General features: G+C 66.2%; 22 protein-coding genes. 9 read left to right on the top strand and 13 right to left on the bottom strand.

Translation table 11 applies throughout. The annotated features are described in order from the left end of the window. Nucleotides 1-18: 18 nt before the first annotated feature. Nucleotides 19-1,659 (top strand): polyamine aminopropyltransferase, encoded by a 1,641-nt coding sequence (locus J2S53_RS18140; protein WP_456241971.1) that lies wholly within the window; start codon nucleotides 19-21, stop codon nucleotides 1,657-1,659. Nucleotides 1,660-1,742: 83 nt separating this feature from the next. Here J2S53_RS18140 and J2S53_RS18135 read toward each other — a convergent pair whose 3' ends face one another. Continuing rightward, complete coding sequence (locus J2S53_RS18135; protein WP_092973861.1) at nucleotides 1,743-2,273, bottom strand: MarR family winged helix-turn-helix transcriptional regulator; 531 nt, start codon at nucleotides 2,271-2,273, stop codon at nucleotides 1,743-1,745. Nucleotides 2,274-2,319: 46 nt separating this feature from the next. Between J2S53_RS18135 and J2S53_RS18130 the strand changes: the two genes are divergently transcribed. Continuing rightward, on the top strand, nucleotides 2,320-3,975 hold the full coding sequence (locus J2S53_RS18130) for an FUSC family protein (protein WP_456241970.1): 1,656 nt from the start codon (nucleotides 2,320-2,322) through the stop codon (nucleotides 3,973-3,975). A 133-nt stretch (nucleotides 3,976-4,108) separates the two neighbouring features. Here the strand turns inward: J2S53_RS18130 and J2S53_RS18125 are convergent, their stop codons facing one another. Further along, nucleotides 4,109-5,212 carry a LacI family DNA-binding transcriptional regulator gene (locus J2S53_RS18125; protein WP_456241969.1) on the bottom strand — a complete coding sequence of 368 codons (1,104 nt, stop codon included), beginning with the start codon at nucleotides 5,210-5,212 and terminating at the stop codon, nucleotides 4,109-4,111. 386 nt (nucleotides 5,213-5,598) lie between these two features. On the opposite strand from J2S53_RS18125, the gene J2S53_RS18120 reads away from it, so the two are divergent. The 4 genes from J2S53_RS18120 (at nucleotide 5,599) to J2S53_RS18105 (ending at nucleotide 9,809) form a co-directional block, all read left to right on the top strand. After that, nucleotides 5,599-6,699 carry an ABC transporter ATP-binding protein gene (locus tag J2S53_RS18120; RefSeq protein WP_456241968.1) on the top strand — a complete coding sequence of 367 codons (1,101 nt, stop codon included), beginning with the start codon at nucleotides 5,599-5,601 and terminating at the stop codon, nucleotides 6,697-6,699. A gap of 183 nt (nucleotides 6,700-6,882) precedes the next feature. Continuing rightward, nucleotides 6,883-8,040 (top strand): metal ABC transporter solute-binding protein, Zn/Mn family, encoded by a 1,158-nt coding sequence (locus J2S53_RS18115; protein WP_456241967.1) that lies wholly within the window; start codon nucleotides 6,883-6,885, stop codon nucleotides 8,038-8,040. A 96-nt stretch (nucleotides 8,041-8,136) separates the two neighbouring features. Further along, a complete protein-coding gene (locus J2S53_RS18110) occupies nucleotides 8,137-8,928 on the top strand; it encodes a metal ABC transporter ATP-binding protein (protein WP_456242826.1) in 792 nt (263 codons plus the stop codon). Further along, nucleotides 8,925-9,809: a metal ABC transporter permease gene (locus J2S53_RS18105; RefSeq protein ID WP_456241966.1), complete on the top strand. Its 885-nt coding sequence runs from the start codon at nucleotides 8,925-8,927 to the stop codon at nucleotides 9,807-9,809. Before J2S53_RS18110 ends, J2S53_RS18105 begins: the two co-directional genes overlap by 4 nt. A 403-nt stretch (nucleotides 9,810-10,212) precedes the next feature. Here the strand turns inward: J2S53_RS18105 and J2S53_RS18100 are convergent, their stop codons facing one another. From J2S53_RS18100 to J2S53_RS18090, 3 genes are all read right to left on the bottom strand, one after another. Beyond that, nucleotides 10,213-11,544 (bottom strand): alginate O-acetyltransferase AlgX-related protein, encoded by a 1,332-nt coding sequence (locus J2S53_RS18100; protein WP_456241965.1) that lies wholly within the window; start codon nucleotides 11,542-11,544, stop codon nucleotides 10,213-10,215. Between the two features lie 180 nt (nucleotides 11,545-11,724). After that, complete coding sequence (locus J2S53_RS18095) at nucleotides 11,725-12,051, bottom strand: winged helix-turn-helix domain-containing protein (protein ID WP_092929775.1); 327 nt, start codon at nucleotides 12,049-12,051, stop codon at nucleotides 11,725-11,727. Beyond that, nucleotides 12,048-12,470: a hypothetical protein gene (locus tag J2S53_RS18090; protein WP_456241964.1), complete on the bottom strand. Its 423-nt coding sequence runs from the start codon at nucleotides 12,468-12,470 to the stop codon at nucleotides 12,048-12,050. Before J2S53_RS18090 ends, J2S53_RS18095 begins: the two co-directional genes overlap by 4 nt. Nucleotides 12,471-12,668: 198 nt before the next feature. Here J2S53_RS18090 and J2S53_RS18085 point away from each other — a divergent pair, with 198 nt between their 5' ends. Together J2S53_RS18085 and J2S53_RS18080 are read left to right on the top strand one after the other, a co-directional pair. Beyond that, nucleotides 12,669-12,809 carry a hypothetical protein gene (locus J2S53_RS18085; RefSeq protein WP_456241963.1) on the top strand — a complete coding sequence of 47 codons (141 nt, stop codon included), beginning with the start codon at nucleotides 12,669-12,671 and terminating at the stop codon, nucleotides 12,807-12,809. A gap of 74 nt (nucleotides 12,810-12,883) precedes the next feature. After that, nucleotides 12,884-13,462: a hypothetical protein gene (locus J2S53_RS18080; protein ID WP_092973844.1), complete on the top strand. Its 579-nt coding sequence runs from the start codon at nucleotides 12,884-12,886 to the stop codon at nucleotides 13,460-13,462. 184 nt (nucleotides 13,463-13,646) lie between these two features. Here the strand turns inward: J2S53_RS18080 and J2S53_RS18075 are convergent, their stop codons facing one another. Continuing rightward, on the bottom strand, nucleotides 13,647-13,847 hold the full coding sequence (locus J2S53_RS18075) for a DUF397 domain-containing protein (protein ID WP_456241962.1): 201 nt from the start codon (nucleotides 13,845-13,847) through the stop codon (nucleotides 13,647-13,649). 19 nt (nucleotides 13,848-13,866) lie between these two features. After that, nucleotides 13,867-14,730, bottom strand: a complete 864-nt coding sequence (locus J2S53_RS18070; protein WP_456241961.1) for a helix-turn-helix domain-containing protein — start codon at nucleotides 14,728-14,730, stop codon at nucleotides 13,867-13,869. 496 nt (nucleotides 14,731-15,226) lie between these two features. Between J2S53_RS18070 and J2S53_RS18065 the strand changes: the two genes are divergently transcribed. Continuing rightward, nucleotides 15,227-15,553: a hypothetical protein gene (locus J2S53_RS18065; protein WP_456241960.1), complete on the top strand. Its 327-nt coding sequence runs from the start codon at nucleotides 15,227-15,229 to the stop codon at nucleotides 15,551-15,553. Nucleotides 15,554-16,367: 814 nt separating this feature from the next. Here J2S53_RS18065 and J2S53_RS18060 read toward each other — a convergent pair. From J2S53_RS18060 to J2S53_RS18035, 6 genes are all read right to left on the bottom strand, one after another. Next, entirely contained in the window at nucleotides 16,368-16,640 is a 273-nt protein-coding gene (locus J2S53_RS18060) for a hypothetical protein (RefSeq protein ID WP_456241959.1), read from the bottom strand. A 713-nt stretch (nucleotides 16,641-17,353) separates the two neighbouring features. Beyond that, the gene (locus tag J2S53_RS18055; protein WP_456241958.1) at nucleotides 17,354-19,033 is read right to left on the bottom strand and encodes a hypothetical protein; all 1,680 of its coding nucleotides are present in this window, start codon (nucleotides 19,031-19,033) and stop codon (nucleotides 17,354-17,356) included. Nucleotides 19,034-19,493: 460 nt separating this feature from the next. Then, on the bottom strand, nucleotides 19,494-20,927 hold the full coding sequence (locus J2S53_RS18050) for an MBOAT family O-acyltransferase (protein WP_456241957.1): 1,434 nt from the start codon (nucleotides 20,925-20,927) through the stop codon (nucleotides 19,494-19,496). A 223-nt stretch (nucleotides 20,928-21,150) separates the two neighbouring features. Next, the gene (rlmB, locus tag J2S53_RS18045) at nucleotides 21,151-22,110 is read right to left on the bottom strand and encodes a 23S rRNA (guanosine(2251)-2'-O)-methyltransferase RlmB (protein ID WP_456241956.1); all 960 of its coding nucleotides are present in this window, start codon (nucleotides 22,108-22,110) and stop codon (nucleotides 21,151-21,153) included. Nucleotides 22,111-22,113: 3 nt separating this feature from the next. Then, entirely contained in the window at nucleotides 22,114-23,511 is a 1,398-nt protein-coding gene (gene cysS, locus J2S53_RS18040) for a cysteine--tRNA ligase (protein WP_456241955.1), read from the bottom strand. Nucleotides 23,512-23,868: 357 nt separating this feature from the next. Continuing rightward, entirely contained in the window at nucleotides 23,869-24,558 is a 690-nt protein-coding gene (locus tag J2S53_RS18035; RefSeq protein ID WP_456241954.1) for an HAD family hydrolase, read from the bottom strand. Nucleotides 24,559-24,878: the final 320 nt, after the last annotated feature.

Here is a 24,878-nt window from a genome sequence, read left to right as displayed (position 1 = left end):
GAAGAGCAGCGAAACGCCATGAGCAGCACCGCGCAGGACGACCACCTCGACGGGACGACGGATTCCGACCCGGACGGAGCGGTCGAGGACACCGCGACGCCCCGGCAGCACCGGTACCGTCGTCCCGGCATGGCGCGGTTCACGGTGCTGCTGGCGGTGTTCGTCTGCTCGGCCTGCGGGCTGGTCTACGAGCTCGCACTGGTCGCGCTCGGCAGTTACCTGATCGGCAACAGCGTGGGACAGGCTTCCATCGTGCTGTCGCTGATGGTGTTCGCCATGGGCCTCGGCGCGCTGCTCGCCAAACCGCTGCAACGCTGGGCGGCGGTCTCCTTCGTCGCCGTGGAGCTGGTGCTGGCGCTGCTCGGCGGGCTCAGCGTGCTCGGTCTGTACGCCGCCTTCGCGTGGCTGAGCATGTACATGCCGATGCTGATCGTGACCTCGCTGGTGCTGGGCACGCTGATCGGCGCGGAGATTCCGCTGCTGATGGTGCTGCTGCAGCGGATCAGGCGGCAGGAAGCGGGTTCCGCGGTGGCCGACATGTTCGCCGCGGACTACGTGGGAGCCCTCATCGGCGGGCTGGCCTTCCCGTTCCTGCTGCTGCCGCTGCTGGGCCAGGTCCGGGGCGCCCTGCTGGTGGGCATGCTCAACGCGGCGGCCGGTCTGGGCCTGATCCTGACGGTGTACCGCGTCGAGCTGGGAAAGCGGCTCGTCGTGCTGCTGACGGCCTCGGTGGTGCTGATCGGTGGGGTGCTGGGCGGCGCGTTCGTGCTCTCCGACCGGTTCGAGACGACGGCGCGCCAGGCGCTCTACGACGATCCGGTGGTGCACGCGGAGCGGTCGAAGTACCAGGAGATCGTGCTCACCAGTTCCGAATCGCTGTCCGGCAGGACCGACACCCGGCTGTTCCTCAACGGCGATCTGCAGTTCAGCTCGGTGGACGAGCGCCGCTACCACGAAGCGCTGGTGCATCCGGCCATGACGGGCGATCACTCCGAGGTGCTGATCCTGGGTGGCGGTGACGGGCTCGCGCTGCGCGAGGTGCTGCGCTATCCGGACGTGGAACGGGTGACCCTGGTCGAGCTGGACCCCGCGGTGCTGCGGTTGGGGCGCGAGGACCCGCGGCTGACCTCGCTGAACGAGCACGCCTTCGACGATCCCCGCGTGAACACCGTCTCGGCGGACGCGTTCAGCTGGCTGCGCGACAATCAGCGGCGCTACGACACGGTGCTGGTGGACATGCCGGATCCGGACTCCACCGAGACCGCGAAGCTGTACTCCACGGAGTTCTACTCGCTGGTGCGCCGCTCGATGGCCGAGGGGGCCAGAGTCAACGTGCAGGCGGGGTCGCCGTACTTCGCGCCGGAGGCCTACTGGTGCGTCGAGGCATCGATGCGGCAGGCGGGACTGGCCACGGTGCCGTACTCCCGCCCCATCCCGAGCTTCGGGCAGTGGGGTTTCCAGCTGGGTGTCTCGGGGGACTCGGCGCCGTCACCGCGGTTGCCCGAGGAGGTGCCGGGATTGCGCACGTTGGACGAGCGGACGCTGCGCGCGGCGACCGTGTTCCCGCCGGATCGGGACCGGATCGCCGACATCGAACCATCCACTCTGATGCACCCGAGAATCGTGCGGTACGAGCGGGGGGCCTGGCGGAACTACTGACCGGTTTCCCCGGTTTCCGCCGAGCGCGCTCCCCTGCGACACCCGGGCGGATGTCCTCGGTCGGCCGCGTCAGTCAGGCCGCGTCAATCAGGCTGCGAGGATGCGGGCGGCGCGGGCGCGGGGGGACCTTCCAGGGAGCGCAACAGCTCCGCCAGCCCACCGGAGACCGCCTCCCGCTGTTTGGTGTTCATCCCGGCCAGCAGCTCGCGCTCGGCTTCCAGATTGCGGGCGAACGCCCTGTCTATGAGCTCCGCACCGTGATCGGTGATCCGCACCCGCGCGCTGCGGCGATCGTGCTGGTCCCGAATGCGTTCGAGGAGACCGCGTTCGGCCAGCTGCTGCACCCGTTTGGTGGTCGCCGCTCCGGAGGCGACCATCAGGCCGTTCAGCCGCCCCGGTGTGACCGGTTCCCCGCTGCGGCGCAGCGCGGAGAGCAGATCGAACTCGGCCCGGTTGAGTCCCTCGTCACCGAGGACGGTGTCCAATCGTTGCCGCAGTACGGCTGCGGTGCGGAGCACCCGCCCGACGATCTCCATGCTGGAGGTGTCCAGCTCGGGGTGGATCTCCTTCCACTGCCCGCGTGCGGCACTGATGATGTCCGGCGTGCGTCTCATCCCACCATCACTTCACTAGTAAAATACTTGTGTATTACAATAGAACGTGTCCTCGACGATACTGGCACGTCATCTGCGTGAGGCCATTCACATCAACCGGCATGGCCCCATCTTGTGGCCCGCGCTGCGCGCGTTCCTGTCGGTACTGACACCGCTGCTGGTGCTGCTGGGACTCGACCGGCTGGACCTGGTCGCCGGAGCGGTGTTCGGCGCGTTGACCAGCGTCTACTGCCGCAGCGAGCCGTACCGCAACCAGACCCGTTCGCTGGCGGCGGTCGCCGCCGGAATGGTGATCGCGGTAGGTCTGGGCGACGCGATCGCGCTGGCCGACGTGGCACCGTGGCAACACCGACTGCTGGTGGTGACCGGCACCGCCGTGGTCGGAGCGGTCGCCACCGCCGCCACCACGGCCGTCAAGCTCGGCGCTCCCGGCGGGCTGATCTTCTCGTTCGCCACCGGTGCCTGCGCGAACCTGGCCATCACCCCCGCCGACGTCGCGCCCCAGCTGGCCGTCTGCGCCGTCAGCGGCGCCTTCGCCTGGCTCATCTGCACCGTGGGGGCGGCGTTCGCCGGCCTGCGCCCGCAGCGCAGGGCGGTGGCCTCCGCCCTGGAAGCCACCGCCGCCTATCTGTCGAACCGCTCCGACGTGCTGGCCAGGCACCGATCGGCCGTGGCAGTGGAGGCCGCGTGGACACGTCTGGCGCTGGTGGGGGGACGACAGCGTGACACGGCGGAGCACCAGAGGCTGATCCAGACCACCGAGATCTGCGAAGTGCTGGGCGGTTCCGGGCGAGCGGCGAGCGAGACGATCCGGTCGCTGCGCGAGACGGCCGCCGGGATCCGCAGGGGGGACTCCCCCGCCGCCCCCGGATACGCCCGCGAGGAATCGGCGGTCGTACCGGCGCTACCGCCCTCCCGGTGGTGCACGATCCGGGGAGTACTGCTGGCCGCGGTGCGCCCGGGCAAGGGCTCCGGCAGCTGGTTGGTGCCGTTCGCGCTGCGGGTGGGCGTCGCCGCGCTGCTGGCGGGCGTGCTGGCCGACCTGCTCGACACCGGACACATCTACTGGGCCGGGGTCTCGGCGGTATCGGTCCTGCAGGCCACCAGCACCTCGCGCTCGGTACCGCGGATGCTGCAACGTGTCGCGGGCACGGTGGGAGGCGTGCTGCTCGGGCTGGTGCTGCTGTCGCTGCATCCGGCCGTGTGGGTGATCATTCTGCTGCTGGCCGCGCTGCAGTGGGCCGTCGAAGCGACCATGCCCGTCAACTACGCGTTCGGACTGTTGTTCGCCACCCCGGTAGCGCTGCTGGTCAGCGGGATGATGACCCAGGCCAGCCCGGCCCAGTTGGTCAGCAGCAGGTTGTGGGCGACCCTGCTCGGCGCGGCGGTGGCCGTCCTGGTGGCCTGGCTCGCCCCGCACGGGGCCTGGTTGGCCAGGCTGCGGGACTCGCTGGCGCGGGTCAGGGAGCTGACCGAACCGCAGCGAACCGATCCGGAACGCCTCCGAAAGGCGCTGATCGAGCTGCACGACGCCTACGAGACCGCGGCCGGTGAGGTCCCGGAGTCCCAGCTGCCCACCGAGGAACTGCTGGCGGTCTCGCGGGACGCCTACAAACTGCTCGACAGGGGAGAGCTCTCCCCTCCGGCGCGGCGCGGCCTGTTGCGGCGCAACCCGTTGCAGGGCGGCCCGGTACGAGGTTGATCAGTGCGGTGCTGACCAGTGCGGGGCTGGCCGGGAGCCTCCGGCCGGATCGGTGGGCGGGAGCCGATCCGGGCCCCGACACCACCGTGCCGAAACGCCCGGCGACGAGACCGGTGTGGCCGCCGCGAACCGGTCAGGGCCCGAACCAGCGCTCCTCCACCGAACGGGGTGATCCCGCGGTGGAACCGGTGACGAGTTGGGTGTCGAGCAGCACCTCGCGCGGCTTGCCGGTCGACTCGCTCGCGTCCAGCAGCAATCTGCCCGCTGCCCTGCCCTTCTCCAGCACCGGCTGGCGCACGGTGGTCAGCTCGACCCGCTCGGCGTCGTCGATGCCGTCGAAACCGGTGATGGTGATGTCCTGCGGCACCCGCCTGCCCTGCCTTCTGACCTCGGTGAGCGCACCCAGCGCGAGGATGTCGGAGGTGCAGATGATCGCGGTGATCTCCGGGTCGAGCTCCATGAGCCGGGCGGCGGCCGAGCCACCCGACTCCGTGGTGTGGTCGAAGCGCTCGATGACCGGGACCTGCTCCCAGTCCACCCCGACCTCGGCGAAGGCCTCGGACAACGCGGTGAGCCTGGCCCGCTGCACGTGGAAGCCGGCATTGGCCTGCCGTTCGGGGGACGCCGGCCCGTCGTTGCGGGTCCGCGCCAGCCGCATGCACACGACGCCGATCTTGCGGTGACCGAGTTCGATGAGGTGCCTGGCCAGTTCCTTGATGGCAGCGCCGTCGTCGATCCCCACCCGGTCGATCTCGGGCAGGCTGGGTTGATCACAGATCACGGTGGGAACGGGGCGTTCCATGACAGCGGCCAGATGCGGATCGTCGTCGGGCACGGAGTACACCACGAAACCGTCCACACCGGCGCTGTGCACCGAGGCCACGTCCTCGTGTTCCGGGTTCGCTGGTATCAGCAGCAGCCCGTGATCGGCGTCCTCACAGGCCAACGCGAGCCCTTCGAGGAAACCGACGGCGGCCGGGTCCCGGAACGCGTAGGAGAGGTTCTCGGTGAGCAGCAGTCCGACCGCCCCAGCCTTGCGGGTGCGCAGCGAGCGCGCCACCGGATCCGGACCGGGATAACCGAGTCGGCGGGCGGTGTCGAGTACGCGTTTGCGCAGTTCCGGGGAAAGTTGGTCGGGACGGTTGTAGGCGTTGGAGACCGTAGTCCGGGAAACGCCGAGTTCCGCGGCGAGCGACGCCAGTGTCGCGGGTCGCCTCGAATTCGTAGACCGCACCATGCGGGAACCGTAACGGTTCAGTAAGTGTGGGTGAAGCTTTGATGACCCAGATCCCACAACCATTTTGCCGAAGTTTCGCGGACCCCCACCGCGGCGGGCCGCCAGGCGGAACCTCCAGCCCGCTCCAGCCCATGGTGCCGGAGGTTCCGAGCGGACACCCGCACCGCGTTTCGAGCCTCCCGACCAGGGCTCGACGCGGGAGGTGGGAACGCCGCTGCCCACCGGAACCCCACTGGAAACGCGTTGGGAACCCGGCTGGAAACCCGGCCCGTCGGAACGCGGCCGAACGCTGAAAAACGAATTCTTTCCGACACTCGGGGGTGGCGGCACGATCCACCGAAGGATAATTTGTCCAGACCAATCCTTCGGTGAAAGGTGTGTCACACATGGCCGAGGTCGCGTACGACGGCGCTTCACGTGTATTCCCGGGCACGAAACCGGTTCGCGCGGTGGACGAGCTGGACCTGCGGATCGGTGACGGCGAGTTCCTCGTGCTCGTCGGACCTTCCGGATCCGGCAAATCCACGGCACTCCGGATGGTCGCCGGGCTGGAGGACGTCGACGAGGGTGCCATCAACATCGGCGGAAACGATGTCACGAACGTTCCCCCGAAGTCACGGGACATCGCGATGGTCTTCCAGTCCTACGCGCTCTACCCGCACATGACGGTGGCAGAGAACATGGGCTTCGCACTGCGGTTGCGCAAGACGAAGAAGGACGTCATCCGGGAGAAGGTCACCCAAGCGGCCGACATGCTCGACCTGCGCGAGTACCTGGACCGCAAACCACGGGAACTGTCCGGCGGGCAGCGCCAGCGAGTCGCGATGGGTCGGGCGATCGTGCGCGACCCGAGCGTGTTCCTCATGGACGAACCGCTGTCCAACCTGGACGCGAAACTGCGCGTGGAGACGAGGGCCAACATCGCCGCGCTGCAGCGACGGCTCGGCACCACGACTGTCTACGTCACCCACGACCAGGTCGAGGCGATGACCATGGGGCACCGGGTCGCCGTGCTGGCCGACGGAAAGCTCCAGCAGGTCGACACACCGCGCGAACTCTACGAACGGCCCGCCAACTCCTTCGTCGCCGGGTTCATCGGCTCCCCGGCCATGAACCTGCGCACGGCGCGACTCACCGAAGAGGGCGCGAGCTTCGACGGGCAGACCGTGCCACTGCCCCGTGAGACAGTTTCGGAGGCCTCCGCGCGCGGCCTCGGCGAGGTCACGGTGGGCCTGCGCCCCGAGTCGTTGCGACTCGGCGCACCCGGTGGGGACGGCGCGGAGCTGACCGTCGAACTCGTGGAGGAGCTGGGGGCCGACGCGCTGGTGCACGCGCGTCCGGACACTGCCGATTCCGACACGCGACTGGTGGTGCGCATCGACGGCCGCGAGCCGCCCACGCTCGGTGAGCGGGTCTCGGTGATTACACGGGATCCGAACGAGCTGCACCTGTTCGACCCGAGCACGGGGGCCAGGTTGACGGGCTGACACTCCCGTGGCCGAACTCGCGTGCCCGCTCGGATCGAAACCACCGGGCACGCGTGTCCGTGCTCATGTCATCCGAACGGGTACTGGGTGGAAGCCCGCCCACGACGGCGCGTAGACTCCAATCGATAATGATTTCCATTAGCGGTCGAGTCGGTTGACACGATCCGGCAAGCAGGAGTCTTCGTGAACACACCGCGTAGTTGCCACCACGGACGTGCCGGAAGCCATCGCGCGGGCGGCGTAACGGCGTTAGCCGGGCTGACAGCCGCTACGCTGCTGCTCGGTGCCTGCGGCAGCGGCACCGGCGGCACCTCGGAGGGCGGCAAACCCACCGTGGTGGCCTCCACGGACATGTGGGCGGGCGTGGCGAAGGCCGTCGCCGGCGACGAGGCCGAGGTCGAGTCGATCATCAACAGCGAAGAGGCCGATCCCCACTCGTACGAGAGCACCCCGCGCGACGCTGCCCGGCTCGACCGCGCCGACCTCGTCGTCTACAACGGCGGTGGTTACGACGCCTTCGTCAGCCAACTGCTCAGCGACGGCGACGGGACCACCGACGGCATCGAAGCGGTGAGCGTGGCAGAGTCGGGCGGTGACCCCGGGTCGGGCGGCCATTCCGGTGCGGGCGGCCACTCCGAGAGCGAATCGAGCTCACCCCCCGGCTCCGCCCAGCAGCACGCGGAATCCGAGCAGAGTCACGAGCACGGCCACGAACACACCGAATCGGAACACCAGCACACCGAGTCCGAACAGGGCCACGAGCACGCCGAATCCGGGCACGGCCACCAGCACTCCGGCAACGAACACGTCTGGTACGACCCGGAGGCCGCGCGGCTCGTCGCCGAGCGCATCGCCGCTCGGCTCGGCGAACTCCGCCCGGATCGGGCCGAGAGATTCGAGCGCAACGCCACCCAGTTCGGCGACAGGCTCGACGAGATCGAGCGGAACATCACCGAGCTGCGGAACGAGCACCACGGCACCGAGGTGATGACCACCGCCCCGGTGGCCGACCACCTGCTGGAGAACGCGGGACTGACCGACATCACACCCGACTCGTTCGTGCGCACGGTGGAGGCGGGCAACGACCCGGCGGCGGCCACCGTGGCGGAGCTGCAGGAACTCGTCGGCTCGGGCAGGCCGGCCGCGCTGATCCACAACCCGCAGACCGCCTCCCCACTGACGGAACGGATCACCGAGCGCGCCCGGAACAACGGCATCCCCGTGGTCGCCATGCCGGAGACGCTGCCCGACGACCGGACGTACTCGGAGTGGCTGTCCGGCCGGGTAACCGCGCTGGACACCGCGCTCGACGACAACACCGCGGGAACCGGGGGGCAGTAAGTGCAGCGACCGCAGCCGTCGACGGAGCCGACCGAGCACCGCACCGACGAGACACGACCCGACGAGACCACGACCGGCCGGGAGCGGCCCCCCGCCGTGCGGTTGCGCGACGCGGCGCTCTCCTACGGCCCGCGCGAGCTGTGGCGGGGCCTGGATCTCGACGTGTCCCCCGGCGAGTTCCTCGCGGTGCTCGGCCCGAACGGCGCGGGCAAGACCAGCCTGCTGCGCGTGCTGCTGGGACTGGCCCCGCTGAGTAGTGGCTCGGTACGCATCGCGGGCGAACCCGCGTACCGGGGCAACGACCGGATCGGCTACATCCCGCAACAACGCTCACTGCAGAACAGCCTCACCATGCGCGGCAACGACCTGGTCGGGCTCGGGCTGGACGGACACCGCTGGGGCATCGGTCTGCGGCACCGCGCCGCGCGGGCGCGCCGGGTGCGCGAGGCACTGCGCGCCGTGGATGCCACCGACTACGCCAAGACCCCCCTGGGGCTGCTCTCCGGCGGGGAGCAGCAACGGCTGCGGATCGCGCAGGCCATCGTGTCCGAACCGGACGTGCTGCTGTGCGACGAACCGCTGCTCTCGCTGGACCCCTCGCACCAGCGCCGGGTCAGTGAACTGATCGGCCGCCAGACCAGGACCACCGGGGCGGCGGCGCTGTTCGTGACCCACGAGATCAACCCGGTGCTGCCGCTGGTGGACCGGGTGCTGTACCTGGTCAACGGCGGATTCCGGATCGGCACCCCCGACGAGGTGATGAACTCGACGACGCTGTCCGAACTGTACGGAACCGAGGTCGAGGTCGCCAGGGTCGGAGGCCGCCTCGTCGTGGCGGGGGCCGAGAACGAGCAGGACCACCACGTGCACGAGGGGGGCGAGGCATGAACCGGCTGCTGGACGCGCTGAGCAGGATATTCGACTTCGGCCTCACCGGTGAGCTGCTCGGCTACCCCTTCGTGCAGCAGGCCCTGCTGGCAGCGGCGGCGCTGGGGCTGGTCTCCGGCGTGCTGGCGCCGCTGGTGGTCACCAGGAAGATGTCCTTCGCCGTGCACGGCACCGCCGAGCTCGCGTTCACCGGAGCCGCGGCGGCGTTGCTGATCGGTGTCGGCGTGACGGTGGGTGCGCTGGCCGGGGCGGTGGTCGCGGCGCTGCTGCTCGGGCTGCTGGGGCAACGCGAGACCGAGCGCGACTCGGTGATCGGCGCCGTGCTCTCGTTCGGGCTGGGTCTGGGAGTGCTGCTGCTGTGGATGAACCCCGAACGCGCCTCGAACAAGTTCACCCTGCTGGTGGGGCAGATCGTCGGGGTGAGCTCGGCCGACGTCACCCTGCTCGGTGTGGCCGCGCTGGTGGTGCTGCTGGTGACCGCCCTGCTGTACCGCCCGCTGCTGTTCGCCAGCGTCGACTCGGAGGTGGCCGCGGCGCGGGGTGTGCCGACCGGACTGCTGACACCGGTGTTCGCGCTGCTGGTGGGGATCGCCACCGCGCTCGGGGTGCACGTGGTGGGAGCGCTGCTGGTGATGGCGTTGATGGTCACCCCCGGTGCGGCGGCCATGCGGGTGACGGCCAGCCCGGTGAAGGCGACGCTGCTGTCGGTGGTCTTCGCCGAGGTCGCGGCCGTCGGCGGGATCCTGCTGTCGCTGGCTCCGGGCGTGCCGGTGAGCGCGTTCGTCACGGCCGTCTCGTTCGGCATCTACCTGGTGTGCCGGGTGGTCGGCGGCCTGCGCGTGAACCGGTTGACCAGGGGGAGCTCCGCCGCCGCGGTGTGACCCGGAGCTCGGGGCGGAACTCGCTCGCGCGGTCGGCCTCGTGTGCTCGGCCTCATGCGGTCGGCCTCGTGCGGTCGCTCCGCGTGGTTGGTCACCGCTCCCCCGCGTACATTTCGCGAGAAATCGCCACTCTCGGGACCGCTGCCGAAACGGGACCATGCGGATCGCGCGCATGGGCCCCCGGTGCGTGAGTCGGATGCATTGCAAGGCCGGGCCGCTCGCCGCGTAGGTCGCTACTCAAGAGCCGGCCCAACGCCGCAAGGCGCCGACTCACGTGCCGGCTAACCGGCCACCCGGACAAGCACCACCACAGTTGTCCACCCGATGTCGGGCCTCCCCGCAGCGAGAGCCGTGCGCGAGGTTCCGCTACTCGCACCGCCCCGCAGGCCGACCCGACGGACCCTCACACGGGGTTGCGCTTGAGGATCCGGCCGACTTGCTCGGCCATGTCCGGGGCGAGCATCGCGTACCTCCCACCCGCCAGGAACCGCTCCGACAGTTCGAAGGTGACCACCTCGCCCTCGGCGAGCATGCGTCCCGTTCGCTCGGGGTCGGTGAGCACGTGGTCCGGGTGCGCGATGGTGATGTCGGCGAAGGAGGCCGCCAGGTAGGGACTGGCGAACTGGGTGAACGAGTCCGCGATCATCCTCGTGGGTTCGTCGATCATCCCCGGCCGCGCGCTCGACTCCAGGTGCAGCGGCTCGTGGAAGTCGCTGCCGACGAACCGCGTGTTGTCGGCCCCGCCGTCCGGGGCCAGCGAATAGGACCGCACGGTCCATTCCCGGTTCTCGCCCACCAGCTCGGGGATGTCCGCGCGGTGCCGGTAGGTCCTGCCCGGCTCCACCTCCCAGCTGTCGGTCACACCTGGCCGCAGCGACTCCGCCAACCGGCGAACCATCGCCAGCCCTCCGGCGTGCCGCCAGTGGGTGTCGAGTTTGGTGAAGACGGGTTCGTCGCGGCGCCGGTCGAGCTCGCGCAGCGTGGGGCGCATGTCGATCGCCCCGGTGGCTCGGGGCACACGTCGCCAGAACTCCGAGCGCAGCTCTCGCATGCAGTCACGCCCCACGTACTCGTCTGGCATGTGCTCGGAGTACACGGTGGACTTGTCAGGGGCAATGACCAGTCGGAACTCGCGGCCTGACTCCTCCACCACCGAACGCCAGCGGCGCAGCCCGGCGACGACGCGGTCCAGTTCCATGTCGGGCAGGCACTTGTACGACACGTCGTGGCCCAGGAAGAGCCACCCTTCCTCACCCCGAACCACGTCGGGAAAGAGCTCGGGGTCCGGCTTGGTGGAACGCTGCTGGTCCGCGCCACCACCTCCGACCCCGGGGGGTCCCCCGGAGTCGGAACCGTGCGGGGCCGGTTCGCCGAACACTCCCTCGCTGATGCCTTCGACGGCGTCGACCGCCTGGGGGCGGAACGCAAGGCGATCGCTCGCCCAGTCGTTCAGCCCGGTGAAGAACCCCCATCCCTCGGTGACGCTGGGGAAGGAGGCGAGTTCGCGGTTCTCGATTCGTTCCGCCCGGGCTCCGAGGGTCCAGGACAGCACCGGCGCGGCGAAGAACAGCAAGACACAGGCCAGCGCGATGTACTGCTTGGCACCGTGTCGGGGGCGGTGCAGCGGGTGCTCCCTGGGCAACCACGCCTCGTGCACGGCGGGCAGTTCCGTCGGAGTCGCCGACGGGGCGTCACGATCGGCCGTACGAGGAACGCTGGGCTGGTTGCCGGACACGTTCACACCGTAACGACCCGCCGGACGGCTCGGTTGTCATTCCCGGCGGAAACCGGTTCGGCCGCGGTCAGCGGTTGTCGGTGTCCCAGCTGAACACCCGGGTGGCGAGCACGGTGAGCACCGCCGCGAGCACGAAGCCGAGTGACGGGGAGAACGCCACACCGGACACCTGTTCAGTCGTCAAGACCTCTCCTCCTCGGCGTGGTGGTCGACAATTCGGCGCAGGGCGGCCAGGTAGTCGTCGAAGGCCCGCCTGCCGTTCGCGGTGAGCGAGTACCACGTGCGCGGCCTGCGCAGCACGTGTCCCTTCACCGCCGTGATGTAGTCCGCCTCCTCGAGCGTGGCGAGGTGCTTGGCCAGCAGCGAGTCGCTGACTTCGATGCTGTCCCGCAGGAAGCGGAACTCCACCTGCTCGGCCTCGGCCAGGGCGGACACGATGGACAGTCGCACCGGGGTGTGGATCAGCTGGTCCAGTGCGTGGCGCGGATGACTCCCCGACTCGCTCATCGACGTAGCACCCACCAGGCCGACGCCCAGCACGGCAGTGCGGGCAGTAGCGCGAGCAGGCACTGCCACAGCGGTTCGTCGTCCAACCAGGTGCTGGTGACGACGCTGGTGAGAATCACCGACGATGCGTAGGCGATCGTGACCGCACGGGTGATGCGCGGGGTCTCCCGACTCACCACCCGTTGCCGGGTCACGTACCAGAACAGTCCGGCGATGCAGGCCGCGTACAACCACGCGAACGCGGCGGCGATCCAACCCTGGGTCAGCGCCTGGCCGACGAAGAAAACGGTCGTGACGAGCCCGAGCAGGATCAGCATGTAGCCGAACCAGCGGGAGCCGTCACGAGCGAGCTCGCTCATGCGCCCCGCCCGTCCGAGCGCTTCGTCCGGGGGCATCTCGTGCGATGAGCTCTTGTCCACTGCCATTCCTCCGTTCACTTGAACGGGAGGCTAGTACTTGAATGCAATTCAAGCAACCGTTCGCGACGGAAGCGCGGTGGCGGACCCCGCTTCAAAGGCGACGGCTATCAGCTCGTCGAAGTGCCCCGGAGCGGTCGCCACGAACGCACCGAACAGGCAGGCCCGTGTCCGCGTAGTGCGCCCCGGAGGTCAACGCCCGTGAAGGTGGCACGCCGCCTGGGCGGGGGCGGCATCGAAAAAGCGGTGAGCGAGGCCGTCGGCAAGGCCGTGGAGCAGGTCCGGGTGGCGGTCCAGACCGCCACGACGGTGGGAGCCTTCGTCGCGGTGACCAACACCTGAGCCGCGTGGCGGTCTCGCGACCGGCTCCGCCCGCATCGGTTGCTCGTCACTTCTCGGTACGCTGAGCTATTCCGATGACTGTCGATGTCGCGAACACCGCGATCACCCTGCTGCGTCGAGTGGGCGTCACGTTGCACGACGGCCTGCACCAAGACGAACTCCGTGCGGTCCAGCGGCGGTTCGGATTCGAGTTCAGCCCGGATCATGCGGCACTGCTGGCCAGCGCTGTGCCGGTGGGAGACGGCTGGCCGGACTGGCGACACGACACATGCGAGGAGCTGTCGACTCGCCTGACGTGGCCCGTGGAGGGCGCGGTTCTCGACGTGCTGCACGATGATTTCTGGCCGGTGTCCTGGGGGCCGCGCCCGGTCGATGATCGGTTGGCCGAGCGCCGGGCTCGTGAACATCTCGAACGTTGGCCGAAGCTGATCCCCCTCTACTCCCACCGGTACATGCCCGCCGCACCGGCGTGCGGCGGAGACCCGGTTCTCTCGGTCCACCGAACCGATGTCATCCATTACGGAGTCGATCTGGTCGACTACCTGCACCGCGAGTTCCATCGGTCGGCGACACCGCACGAGCACACGCGGTCACACCGATGGGTAGCGCACTGGTCGGACCTCGCGTCCGGGGCCGAGAACGACGAACTGTAGTCGCTGTTTCGTCGCTCGGCCAAGACAGCGCACGAAACGCCGCACAGCTAGGCAGCTGTCGGGGAGCTTCTAGGACGGTCCGGCGCCGAATTGTCCGGTTGCGAAGCAGGAGTCTCTCGTGTCGCGGAAAGCGATACGAAAAGTCCCGCCCGGCGTGTACCGAGCGGGACTTCACGGCAGCGGTTCAACCGTCGAGGCGGTCGCTTTTGATCGCCTCGAGGAACGAGGTCCACGCGGTGCTGTTAACCGCGAGAGTCCCACCATCGCGATCCTTGGTGTCACGGACGCCGATCACTTCGCGTGCGAATCCGACCTCAACGCAATTGCCGCCGTTTCCTCCGCTGCGGCTTGACTTGCGCCACACGGCGCCGTGAAGCTCGCTCATGCCGCACCCTCTCATCGTGCTATGCCTGTAGATCCCGGGCCGCCCTGCGGATCAGCTCCGCACTCTCCGCAGGACTCGACGCAGTGGCCCGTAGACGATCGAACACCACCGTATACGTTTCCACATCGGCCTGACGATCGTGGTAAGCGGCTGAGGTCAAGCTCTCCGTGTAAGCCAATGAAGGGGCTACGTCATCGGGGAAGCGGAGCAGCACGAACGGAAAACCGGCTCCGGGATGAGCCCCAGCCGAGCAGGGAACGATCTGTACCTCGACCTGAGCTTGCTGTTGGACATCAACCAGCAGTTCGAGTTGATCAGACATCACCGCTCGCCCACCCACCATTCTCCGGATGGCGGCTTCACTGATCACGGCTACCAGGCGTGCTCCATCGTTGAGTAGGCGTTCCTGTCGTTCGGTACGAACCTTGAGCCTGTTCGCCACTTCGTCAGCGGGCATTTCCGGGTTGCTGCTGTTGATCAGAGTGTGTGCGTAGTCCGCGGTTTGAAGCAGACCTGGAATCAGCTCCGTCTCGTAGGTACGGATCTCCGCAGCGGCTGACTCCAGCCCGACATAGCGGCGGAACCAGCGAGGCACAGCTCCCTTGTAGCTCTGCCACCAACCGCGTTGGTTCGCTCCTCTTGCCAAGTCCTGTATCTCGGACTTGTCCTCATCAGAGGCACCGTAAGCCTCGACAAGTGCATTGCGCTCGGCAACTTTGGTGGGTACATCTCCGTACTCGATCTTCCGGATCTTGCTCTCGGAGCATTCGAGTATCGCTGCTGCCTCAGCGGTGCCTTTCCCTGCGGAAATACGAAGTTCACGCAGCGCTTGGCCAAGAGCTCGTCGGCGTGCGGTTGGGCTCTCCTTCATGACGCGCATCATCTCTGCTCGGCGAACGATACGCGATCACCCGTAAGGGCGATTGGTAATAGTTACCAGTAACGGTTATGGTCATCGCAGTCGATCAACAGGACGCGTGCACTGCTGGCGCCGGCGAGTGAGATAGTGATGAAGCGGGCATTGGAAGACACCTCGGAGAACAGCACCACAGCGCTGCTCCGCTGGAACTGCGTAGCTGAGCACTGTTGCAAGCCCTGCGACGAACTGGTTTCCGCCAACTCTTCACCAGGAGCAGCGGAGTGAGTTCGAAAACGGTCACGAAATCCGGATGCCACGAAGCAGGTAAACAGGTGTTCCGACGTCGCCCGGCCCACACCTGCTTATTCCCTGCATATACCAGGGGCACGTTCCTCGACTTCTGAACCGCTCGTCCGGTGGCGGTAACCACCGGACGAGCAGCCCTTCCCGCGTGCAAGCCGCCAAGCACCACGCGGGGACGGCTCCGTCCAGTACCGATTACTGCGTAAGGAGCATGGTCATGCTATCGCCTGAGTTCCTCGGGACAAACAGCGAGGAATCATCGTGCACTGCCGAACCGGATGCAGGCTCGGTGTTTCTGGTGGCGGTACCGCAGCAGTGGCCGCCGGACGAGCGGCGGCACGCGCTACGTGAGCATCCCAGCCGCCACGCACTGCGGACTCAGATCCGGGCGTTGTGTGGCACCTCGGTGATCGTGCCGTTTCCCACCGTGCCACGGCAGCAGGACGAGGACCCGAGCACCACGGCAGCGGTGATCGTCTGCGAATACTGTGAGACCGAATCATTCGAACGCGGCTACCACCGCGTGGTCCTCGAATCCGGGTAACCCCGTCCCACCTGGACATACATGTCTCTGTTTCGGCCGATACCGCTTCGGACGAACGCTGAAATCGGGACGCATCCACGACGGCGTGTCCGTCCCGATTTCGGCCCCGAAATTCCTGCCACGCGGGGTCGGCTCATGCGTTTCAGGCGGCTGTCGACTCCCCTCGCTACGATCCGGACGAGGACCAGAACGCATGATCAAAGTGATCATTGCCTACTTGCTCAAATTCTTCCGATGGATGCAGATCAGGAACGACTGCTTCCGACCTGGCTCGAACGGAAGTGTGTACCCCGCTGATGCCGACAGCACCGGTGCCGGATGCAGTACCACAGCCGTCACGACGAAAATTCCACGACTACGAGGAACAGCCAGCGAACGAACGTGGATCGCAAGCAGCGGTGAGGCCCAATGGGACGCCTGCGGACAGCACGTCAGCCCCTGTGCCGCATCCGCGACAGCTGATTGTGGACACACTGCACGTGGTCCACACGAACGGCGAAACGGCTACGACTCACCCGAGCAGGGGAACCGATCGGTGTGCGGCCCATGCCTGCACGCGATCGAGTACATCCCGCCACGCACCACTCCACGAAGACACGTAGTGCGAAAACAACCGCAGCTGCCGGAGAGGGCCCGTGTACCGGCCACCCACCCACGGTGACCACGTGGCCTCACTTACGGAAGCCACAAGCCGTCCCCCGACGGATTCCGATACGGCACGGAACACGAATCGGAACCTCCGCTGTACGGCCTGACCACCCATGAACTCGGACACGCCTCGACCAACACCTACGTGTGGCGTGTGTCCGCGCCATCAATCCAACAAGCACCCGGACGGGACTCCAGCATCGTCCGAGCTTTGTCCGAAAGGCAATGGAGAGGAAATTGTGAGCCGAGCGGGTTCAGGAGAGAAAAACGTGAAAGAGGTATTCACATGAATGTAGGAAGTGACATGGCTGGTGGCGGTGCCGCGGAGGACGGCGCACGGCCCGAGGCGCTGCGTGCGGCCATGGTCGAGGAATTGCGCCAGATGGGCGTACTGCGCAGCGATCCGGTCGAACGGGCTTTCCGGGTGGTGCATCGGCATCTGTTCTCCCCGGAGGCACCGCTGATGGAGACTTACGGGGTCAATCGGTCGGTGGTGGTCAAGCGGGACGACGACGGGATGGCGTTGTCGACCGTGTCGGTCCCGAGTTTGCAGGCCGACATGCTGGAACAGGAGTATTGCTCCTCACCCTCCAAACCAGTGTCATCGGTGGGTGCGGTAGCCGCACCTTGTGGTAAACGAATCGTTTCCAGAGAAAATGATGATGTCGGCGAACCCGACACGGACCCACTTGCTGTCACAGATCATCCGTTCACCATGTACGAGCCACTCGCCGTGCTTATCGGCCATGTCCATCTAGCTATTTCACTAACGAGACCGCTAAGCGCTCGTGGCGCTGTCCGGCTGTACAACGAAGACACCGTCCACATGCCGGATGACGAGCGTGCCCCCCTTCCTCCAGTAAACAGTAGGCACGTCGGACCGTATTTCACGAGATGCCATACTCCTTCTAGAGCTGCGTCTCGCACCGGAACACTGTCTCGACCGCGAACTCTCCGTCTCGGCCCGCTCCCTCAGAGCGGAGTGAGGAACCCGTACGCAACCGTCGCAGTAGCCGTAGATGTCGACCCAACCGCCGGACGCATACTGCCCAACCTTGATCTGCCGCTCCAGTTCCTCCGCGATCAGACGGAGCGTCCTTCTTTCAGCCACGCTCAATCCTCCGTAAGACTCCAAGTAGCACTTCCCAAATGTCACTGTTTCCCTAGTTCTAAGGTTGCCCGTAGCTTTGCGCTATCGTTCGGACGTGCAACTACCTGCCAGTTTCCTTCAGGACCGCTTTCCAAGGTCAAGTAAGCTTCTGCCAGATGTACCGCTACTGTGCCAATCTCAATAGGCTGCGCACCCACTGCAACCGACCATTCTACCCAGAATAGCACCGCCGCTGGACCTTCCTCGAATTTACTGCCATCCCACGCACAAGAAAGCTCATTTATAATGACATTTACTTTGCTTCCCCTCAATAGCTCCGCTGCAATGTTGATATCATCGCATTCCTGATCAATATCCTTGGAGTCCAAATCAGGAATCCTTAGTTGTACAACTGTGTGTTCCTGCAGTGTGATAAGATCTTCCACCAAGCGTACAAGAAAATCCGGAATAAGCGCAGCAGTGCCCTCTGGAATAGGGATCGGTTTCTCGCGCAACGGGCCATACTCAGGGCCGATTCGCAACTGGTTCGGATATACCAACTGATTCAGCAACCGCAATCCGTGGAGCACCTTCTCTGGTGCTCGACCAGATACATCGTGGAGCTGAAAATTGAAGTTCCACTGCAGCGTTTCAGGATTTGCCTTAGAGCGGACTGTAAAGCATCTTCCTTCCTCGTTTCCTACATTGCTAACTCCCGCTTGACGCACACCGACATACGGCTGGTTCATACGGATTCGACAAAGAGCAAGTTCCTCCCCGCTCGGATCCACAACCTGGAACCTTACACTGTGACTAGGCTTGTCCTTTGATATTGGTTCAATCGATACAGGGCCGCTTTGCGTCCCACCTAGACCACCAGGCAAATTAGCAGTGACATTCGCCACCACACCGTCAGAAGCATCCAATGGGGTTCCAAAATCGAGAAATTCTTCAAACTTTTCTCGAACCTCAGAATCAGAAGGATCAACCCTGACATGAAAATCGATAGGCCTATCTTTTAATGCCTCCAGATATTTCGCAAATACTCGAAAAGTTACAAAACATCCACTTTCCCCCTCTGTTAAAGAGAAAACCAACCCGGGACTTTCAATAGGAGTCGGGGATTCAGATTCCACCGAAAAATCATAGTAAAAATGTGGATCCAGACTATTGACTAGATTATGCAAATCTACAAGCCCTTTTTTAGTATCTGCAACTGTCAGATAGCAGTCTGCACCTGTACTAGCTTTCACAAAAAGACCGGTCGCCGAAGCCATCTCCCGAATCTTTGCTTCAAGTCTTTCTTTTCCGTCGCGAAAGTAGTAGTCCACTACGTCTGTGTACTTGGCAGCGAGCCCATCCAGAGAGTCCAGACCAAACCAGTGGCACGGAAAACTGGCCTGCGCAGTCACCTCTTTAAGCCACTCCAGATTTTCCAAAGTGGGATTCAGAGGGATCGCCAGGCACCATGAATTAATTTTTAGACCCTCAGCCTGACTGTATGATTCTAATTCCCTCAATGAGTCACGTATTTTACTTTTTTGGCCAGATTTTAGGTTGCCAGTAAAACTCTTAACTTGGTATACATCCCACCCCTCCGGAGTCGGTACAAATACATCAACTCCACGATCACCTTTAGAGGGCCTGACGCGCTGTGCTTCTTTGTGTTCCCTACACAGCATGATACCGATGACAGCTTCAACATCGTCGCCAGAGTAGCGTGTCCATTCCAATCGCGACATAACTACATTATGCATGGCGACGTCACCTACTAGAAATAGGTTTGCTCATGCTGTCGGCTAACTTTGGCAACTACGATCTCGATCCGACTCCTGGCTAAGTGACCGTCCATGCACTTGTTGGGGAGGGGTGGATAGATGCAACAGATCGTCGCGACCTACGGACAAGGTCGAGTTCTCACACGTTGATCCACTTGCCTCCCAAGGTCATCGTTGCAGATCACATCCCGTCTCCGACGGAGATATACTGGGGGCACCTCAATGGAAGTGTCCTTTCCTTCCTAAACAACACCATCCGTACTGGTACGTTCACCTGCCCGGCAGAGGGCTGGAGCACTGGAGCCCAGGGTTCACCCATGCCGCCAAACGTCGGGCACGCGTGAATGGCCGCGAGAACTCTGAGATATGAACAGGCAGGTCAGGAGGGGGCTCTCCCCGAGTCTCAGATGCTCCAGCTACCCCCCTAGAACTGGTAGTACAGGAACGGGCTGAACGAGCCCGCCGCCACCAGCAGTCCGGAGTAGACGGTGCCCGCCGTCATCACCCCGACCCGAACGCCGGTGGCCGTGCGGCCGCGGGCCGACTCGATGTAGGTCCCGGTGGCGTCGTCGGCGGGCAGCAGCACCACCAGCAGGGCCACCAGCAGCAGCAGCGTGCGCTGGTTGGTCAGCGCCGCGTCGACCACCGCCGTCACCCCGCCGAGATCGGGAAGCAGCATGTGGCCGAGCATCATCCCGGCGGTGCCCAGGTCCGGCGCCCGGAACACCACCCAGCCGAACGTGACCAGCAGCATCGTCGCCGCTCGCCGGGCCGCGCGCGTCCCGGGCCGGACCGGCATCCGGTAGGTGCCGGTTGCCCGCTCGATCACCAGCAGCGCGCCGTGGAACAGTCCCCAGACCAGATACGTCCAGGCCGCGCCGTGCCAGAAGCCGGTCAGCACGAAGATGATCGTCAGGTTCCGGTAGGTGCGGAACGTGCCGCCGCGGTTGCCGCCGAGCGGGATGTAGACGTAGTCGCGGAACCAGCGCGACAGCGACATGTGCCAGCGCTGCCAGAACTCCGTGACCGTCACCGAGGAGTACGGGCGGGCGAAGTTCTCGGGCAGCCGGAACCCCAGCATCCGCCCCAGCCCGATCGCCATGTCGGAGTACCCGGAGAAGTCGAAGTACAGCTGCATCGTGTAGACGATCGCGCCGAGCCAGGCGATCGCGAACGTCATCTCCGACCCCGAGGTGGCGAAGCAGGCGTCGGCCACCGGGGCGAGGCTGTCGGCGATGACCACCTTCTTCGTCAGGCCCCAGGCGAACCGGGGGAACCCCGCCGCCATGTCGTCGAGCCGGTGCGTACGCCGCTGCGGCAGCTGGTCGGCGATCTCGTGGTAGCGCACGATCGGCCCTGCCACCAGCTGCGGGAACATCGCGATGTAGGCCACGAAGGCCACCGGCTCCCGCAGCGCCGGGCGTTCACCACGGTAGATGTCGACCAGGTAGGAGATGTGGTGGAACGTGTAGAACGAGATCCCGATCGGCAGGATGACCTCGAACGTCGGCAGGTGACCGCCGAACCACCCCGCCAGCACCGCCGCCTGCTCACTGGCGAAGCCCGCGTACTTCCACACCCCCAGCACGGCCAGGTTGAGCACCACGGCGGCGGTGAGCAGCAGTCTGCGGCGGCTGCCGTCCAGCCGCCACTCGTCTGGCTCCAGGTTCCGGCCCACGAAGAAGTTCACGACGATGCAGCCGAGCAGCAGCATCGTGGTACCGCCCGCACCGCTGGCGTAGAACACCAGGCTGGCCACCGCGACGACCGCGTTGCGCCAGGAACGCGGCGCCAGCAGCACGGCGAGCAGCACCGTGGGCAGGAAGTACCAGAGGAAAAGCGGAGTTGCGAACGACATGTGGGTCCGAGCTCGGTTCGGCGTACAGCGCGGCTGCCGGCCTGCGGTCCGTCAGACTCTAACCGAGCCGCACCGAGCACGGGCGCGGAACCGCTGAATTCGGCGGTGAGACGACCGACACAACCCGTCCGCACCGCACCGGTGATTCACCGTCCACATCGGATCAAACGGCGAGTTCGGTTCCCAGCTTCGGATTCGACGCGCCGCGCCCCGGAGCGGGGCGTCAGCTCAGCCTGCGCCTGCGCGCGACCTCGGCGAGCACCACCCCGGCCGCGACCGAGGCGTTCAGCGACTCGACCCCGGAGCTCATCGGAATCGAGACGGTCTGATCGCAGTTCTCCCTGGTCAACCGGGCCAGCCCCCGGCCCTCGGAGCCCACCACGACCACGAGCGGATCGGTAGCCAGCTCCAGCTCGTCGGAGGTGACGTCGGAGTCGGCGTCCAGACCGACCACCATCAGCCCCTCGGACTTGAGGTTCTTGAGCGTGCGGTTGAGGTTGGTGGCTTTCGCCAGCGGTATCCGAGCGGCGGTGCCCGCGCTGGAACGCCACGCCACCGCGGTCATCCCGGCGCTGCGCCGCTGCGGCAGCAGCACGCCGTGCGCGCCGAACGCCGCAGCCGAACGCACCACCGCCCCGAGGTTGCGGGGATCGGTCACCCCGTCCACTGCCACCAGCAGCGGCGGCAGCCCGGAGTTCCGGGCCGCGGTGAGCAGATCCTCCGGCTCGGAGTACTCGTAGGGCGGGACGCGCAGCGCCAGTCCCTGGTGCAGCGCGCCGGAGGTCATCCGGTCGAGTTCGCCACGCGGCACCTCCACCACGGAGATCCCCTGGTCCGCGGCGAGCCGGACAGCCTCGGTCACCCGCTCGTCGGTGTCGATCCCCTCCGCCGCGTACAGCGCGGTGGTGGGCACCCCGGCGCGGACGCACTCCAGCACGGGATTGCGGCCCGCCACGAGCTCACCCGCGTTGTCGGACTCCTTGCGGCGCTTGTCCCGCTGCTGCTGCGCCTGCTTGCGCGCGTCCGCCTTGCGCTTGGCGGGGTGGTTGAACCTGTTCTCGGCCTTGGGGGTGGGTTTCTTGCCCTCGAGAGCCTTGCGGCGCTGGCCACCTGATCCGACGACCATGCCCTTCTTGGTGCCCGACTTGCGTACCGCGCCCCTGCGCTTGTCGTTTCCCGGCACGAGCTATCCGTCCTTCAAAGTCCACATCGGACCGTCGGGGGTGTCCTCGACGGCGATACCGCAGGCGTGCAACCGATCCCGAACCGCGTCGGCGGTGGCGAAATCGCGGTCGGCCCGTGCCTGACTACGCTGTTCGAGCAGATCGTCGACCAGCGCGGAAAGCGCCCGGTGCGCCTCGTCGGAAGCACCCTCCCGACCGGCCCAGTGCGGCGCCAGCGGATCGAGCCCGAAGACGTCGAGCATCGCACGCACCCGTGCCGCACCCTCGCGGGCCGCCTCGTCCTCGCCGGCGTCCAGCGCGGAGTTGGCCTCCCGAACCACGTTGTGCACGGCCGCGATGGCCTGCGGTGTCCCCAGGTCGTCGTTCATGGCCGCGGCGAACTCCTCGGTCACCCCGGAAGGCGCGACCTCGCCGGTGCGCTGTACCACCCGGTGCAGGAACGACTCGATCCTGCGGAAGGTCGCGACCGCCTCCTCGAGCCCCTCGTCGGAGAACTCCACCGTGGACCGGTAATGCGGTACGACCAGATAATACCGCAGCTCAACGGGTCGGACCCGCTGCAGCAGCGCGGCGATGCCGAGGGTGTTGCCCAACGACTTCGACATCTTCTCGCCGCTGGCGGTCACCCAGGAGTTGTGCAGCCAGTAGCGGGCGAACCCGTCGCCGGCCGCGTTGGACTGCGCCAGTTCGTTCTCGTGGTGCGGGAACACCAGATCCAGCCCACCGCCGTGGATGTCGAACTCCTCCCCCAGGTAGTAGGTCGACATCGCCGAGCACTCCAGGTGCCAGCCCGGCCGACCCCGCCCCCACGGGGCGGGCCAGCTCGGTTCACCCGGTTTCGCGGACTTCCACAGCGTGAAGTCCCTGGGGTCGCGCTTGCCGGCCGGGACCGCCTCCTCGGCCTGCTGCATCTCCTCGGGGCGCTGCCCGGACAGCCTGCCGTAGGACTCAAGGAAGGAGGGCACCGAGAAGTACACGTCGCCGTCGGCGGCGTAGGCGTGGTCCCGGTCGATCAACCGCTGCACCAGCTCGACCATCTGGGTGATGTGCCCGGTCGCCCTGGGGGTGGCCGAGGGCGGCAGGCAACCGAGCCGGTCGTAGGCGTCCTCGAACGCGCGCTCGTGCGTGGCGGCCCACTCCCACCACGGCCGCCCGGCCTCGGCGGCCTTGGCCAGGATCTTGTCGTCGATGTCGGTGACGTTGCGCACCAGCCGCACCTCGTAGCCGAGGTGGGTCAGCCAGCGCCGCAGCACGTCGAAGTTGAGCCCGCTGCGCACGTGACCGACGTGCGGCAGATCCTGAACCGTGGCCCCACACAGGTACAACGTCGCCAGGCTCTCCTGACGGGGCTGGAACTCACGTGTGGTGCGGCTCGCGGTGTCATGCAGGTACAGGCTCACACCGTGATGATACGGGCAAGACCTGTGCCGATCACAAATCCGGTGGTTCCTCGGCCACCGACGGGGTTGTTGACTGTTCCCATCCCTGTGTAACTTTATGTAGGACAGTGTGATACTGTCCGTATTGAAGGAGTTCGGGGTGGTGAAAACCAAGCCGTGTCGAGGTCTTTCGAGTGTCCGCTACGGCGGCGTCCACGGAGAGTTGCGCCGGGACGGTAAACAAGCCCGCTGGAAACTCCGGTGAGACCAGCCCTGCTGGCATGGGGTATCGCCACGGGAAGACCGCACCTCCGGGTGCGGCCAAGGCCGCGTAGCAATACGACGGCTCAGGAACACTTTTACACGTTTCCTGAACGGTCACAGCGACACGCCGTGATCGACGACGGCCCGCAGCAACGCGTCCGGCCGCTCGTCGGTCGGGGAAGGTTCGACGTGGGCGAACCGGCAGCCCACCTCGGTGGCGGCGCCGTCGGCCTCGACGCTGTCACCGATCATCAGTGCCTGCTCCGGCTCGACGTCGATCCGCTCGCAGGCACGCAGGAACAGCTTCGGATCGGGCTTGATCACACCTTCGACGTAGGACATCAGCACCGAGTCGAAGAGATCACCGATACCGACGCGGTCCAGCGCGGGTCGGATGTCGAAGGCGATGTTACTGATGACCGCGGTGCGGATACCCGCCTCGTGCAGCCGCCGCACCACGGGGGCCGCGTCGGGATAAGGAGTCCAGCAGTCCGGATCGATCAGCCGCGAGTAGAGCGCCTCGGCCTGTGCCGGTTCGGTGAGGCCGGAGCTGCGCAGCACCTCCAGGTAGACCTTGCGGTGCTGGTCCGGGTAGAGGTCCCGCTCGTCCCATGCCTGCTGGTACTCCTGGGAGAGCTTGACCACCTGCTGCGTGGGGGCGGTCATCCGCCGCATCAGCTCGGTCTGGGCCTCCAGGTCCCACTGCTTCCCGGACTCGTCGGTCACCCCGGCCAACCAGGACTCGTCCTGCTCCAGCCGGAACAGGGTGCCGGAAAAGTCGAAGAGCACTGCGCGCACGGTCACGGTTCCACGGTACTGGTGCACACCACCTCACCGTCCCGCCGATGCGGTGAACATCACCACTTTCGTGCGGTCGGCGGCTCGCTTTCCGTAGCTGGTCGCGTGGCGGAACCTCCGACTGCGTCAATTTCTCGCGAAATCGCCAGGGCACTTCGACGCGGGGCCGAGCCCCACCACGCACGCAGCTCGCACCGCCGCGGGTTCTCCGGTGCGGCTCTCGCGAGGACGCCGGAGACGTTGTGTAGGTCGCTACCCGATGTCGCCGGACCCGCAGCGAGAGCCGTGCCAGAGGTTCCGCCACCCACACCGCCAGGCAACCCGAG

Source organism: Actinopolyspora lacussalsi, assembly GCA_030803735.1.
In the GTDB taxonomy this organism is placed as follows: domain Bacteria; phylum Actinomycetota; class Actinomycetes; order Mycobacteriales; family Pseudonocardiaceae; genus Actinopolyspora; species Actinopolyspora lacussalsi.
Note: the sequence above shows the minus strand (reverse complement) of the source record. Positions and strands in the feature narration are given on the sequence as shown.

Excerpts from the sequence above, each read along its gene's own strand:
- J2S53_RS18140 (WP_456241971.1), top strand. The coding sequence starts at position 19 with ATGAGCAGCACCGCGCAGGACGACCACCTCGACGGGACGACGGATTCC.
- J2S53_RS18135 (WP_092973861.1), bottom strand. The coding sequence starts at position 2,273 with ATGAGACGCACGCCGGACATCATCAGTGCCGCACGCGGGCAGTGGAAG.
- J2S53_RS18125 (WP_456241969.1), bottom strand. The coding sequence starts at position 5,212 with ATGGTGCGGTCTACGAATTCGAGGCGACCCGCGACACTGGCGTCGCTC.
- J2S53_RS18120 (WP_456241968.1), top strand. The coding sequence starts at position 5,599 with ATGGCCGAGGTCGCGTACGACGGCGCTTCACGTGTATTCCCGGGCACG.
- J2S53_RS18105 (WP_456241966.1), top strand. The coding sequence starts at position 8,925 with ATGAACCGGCTGCTGGACGCGCTGAGCAGGATATTCGACTTCGGCCTC.
- J2S53_RS18095 (WP_092929775.1), bottom strand. The coding sequence starts at position 12,051 with ATGAGCGAGTCGGGGAGTCATCCGCGCCACGCACTGGACCAGCTGATC.
- J2S53_RS18080 (WP_092973844.1), top strand. The coding sequence starts at position 12,884 with ATGACTGTCGATGTCGCGAACACCGCGATCACCCTGCTGCGTCGAGTG.
- J2S53_RS18075 (WP_456241962.1), bottom strand. The coding sequence starts at position 13,847 with ATGAGCGAGCTTCACGGCGCCGTGTGGCGCAAGTCAAGCCGCAGCGGA.
- J2S53_RS18070 (WP_456241961.1), bottom strand. The coding sequence starts at position 14,730 with ATGATGCGCGTCATGAAGGAGAGCCCAACCGCACGCCGACGAGCTCTT.
- J2S53_RS18065 (WP_456241960.1), top strand. The coding sequence starts at position 15,227 with ATGCTATCGCCTGAGTTCCTCGGGACAAACAGCGAGGAATCATCGTGC.
- J2S53_RS18060 (WP_456241959.1), bottom strand. The coding sequence starts at position 16,640 with ATGCCGATGCACCACCCGGAAAGCCCGTTCGACCGGATCGCTGCGCAG.
- J2S53_RS18055 (WP_456241958.1), bottom strand. The coding sequence starts at position 19,033 with ATGTCGCGATTGGAATGGACACGCTACTCTGGCGACGATGTTGAAGCT.
- J2S53_RS18050 (WP_456241957.1), bottom strand. The coding sequence starts at position 20,927 with ATGTCGTTCGCAACTCCGCTTTTCCTCTGGTACTTCCTGCCCACGGTG.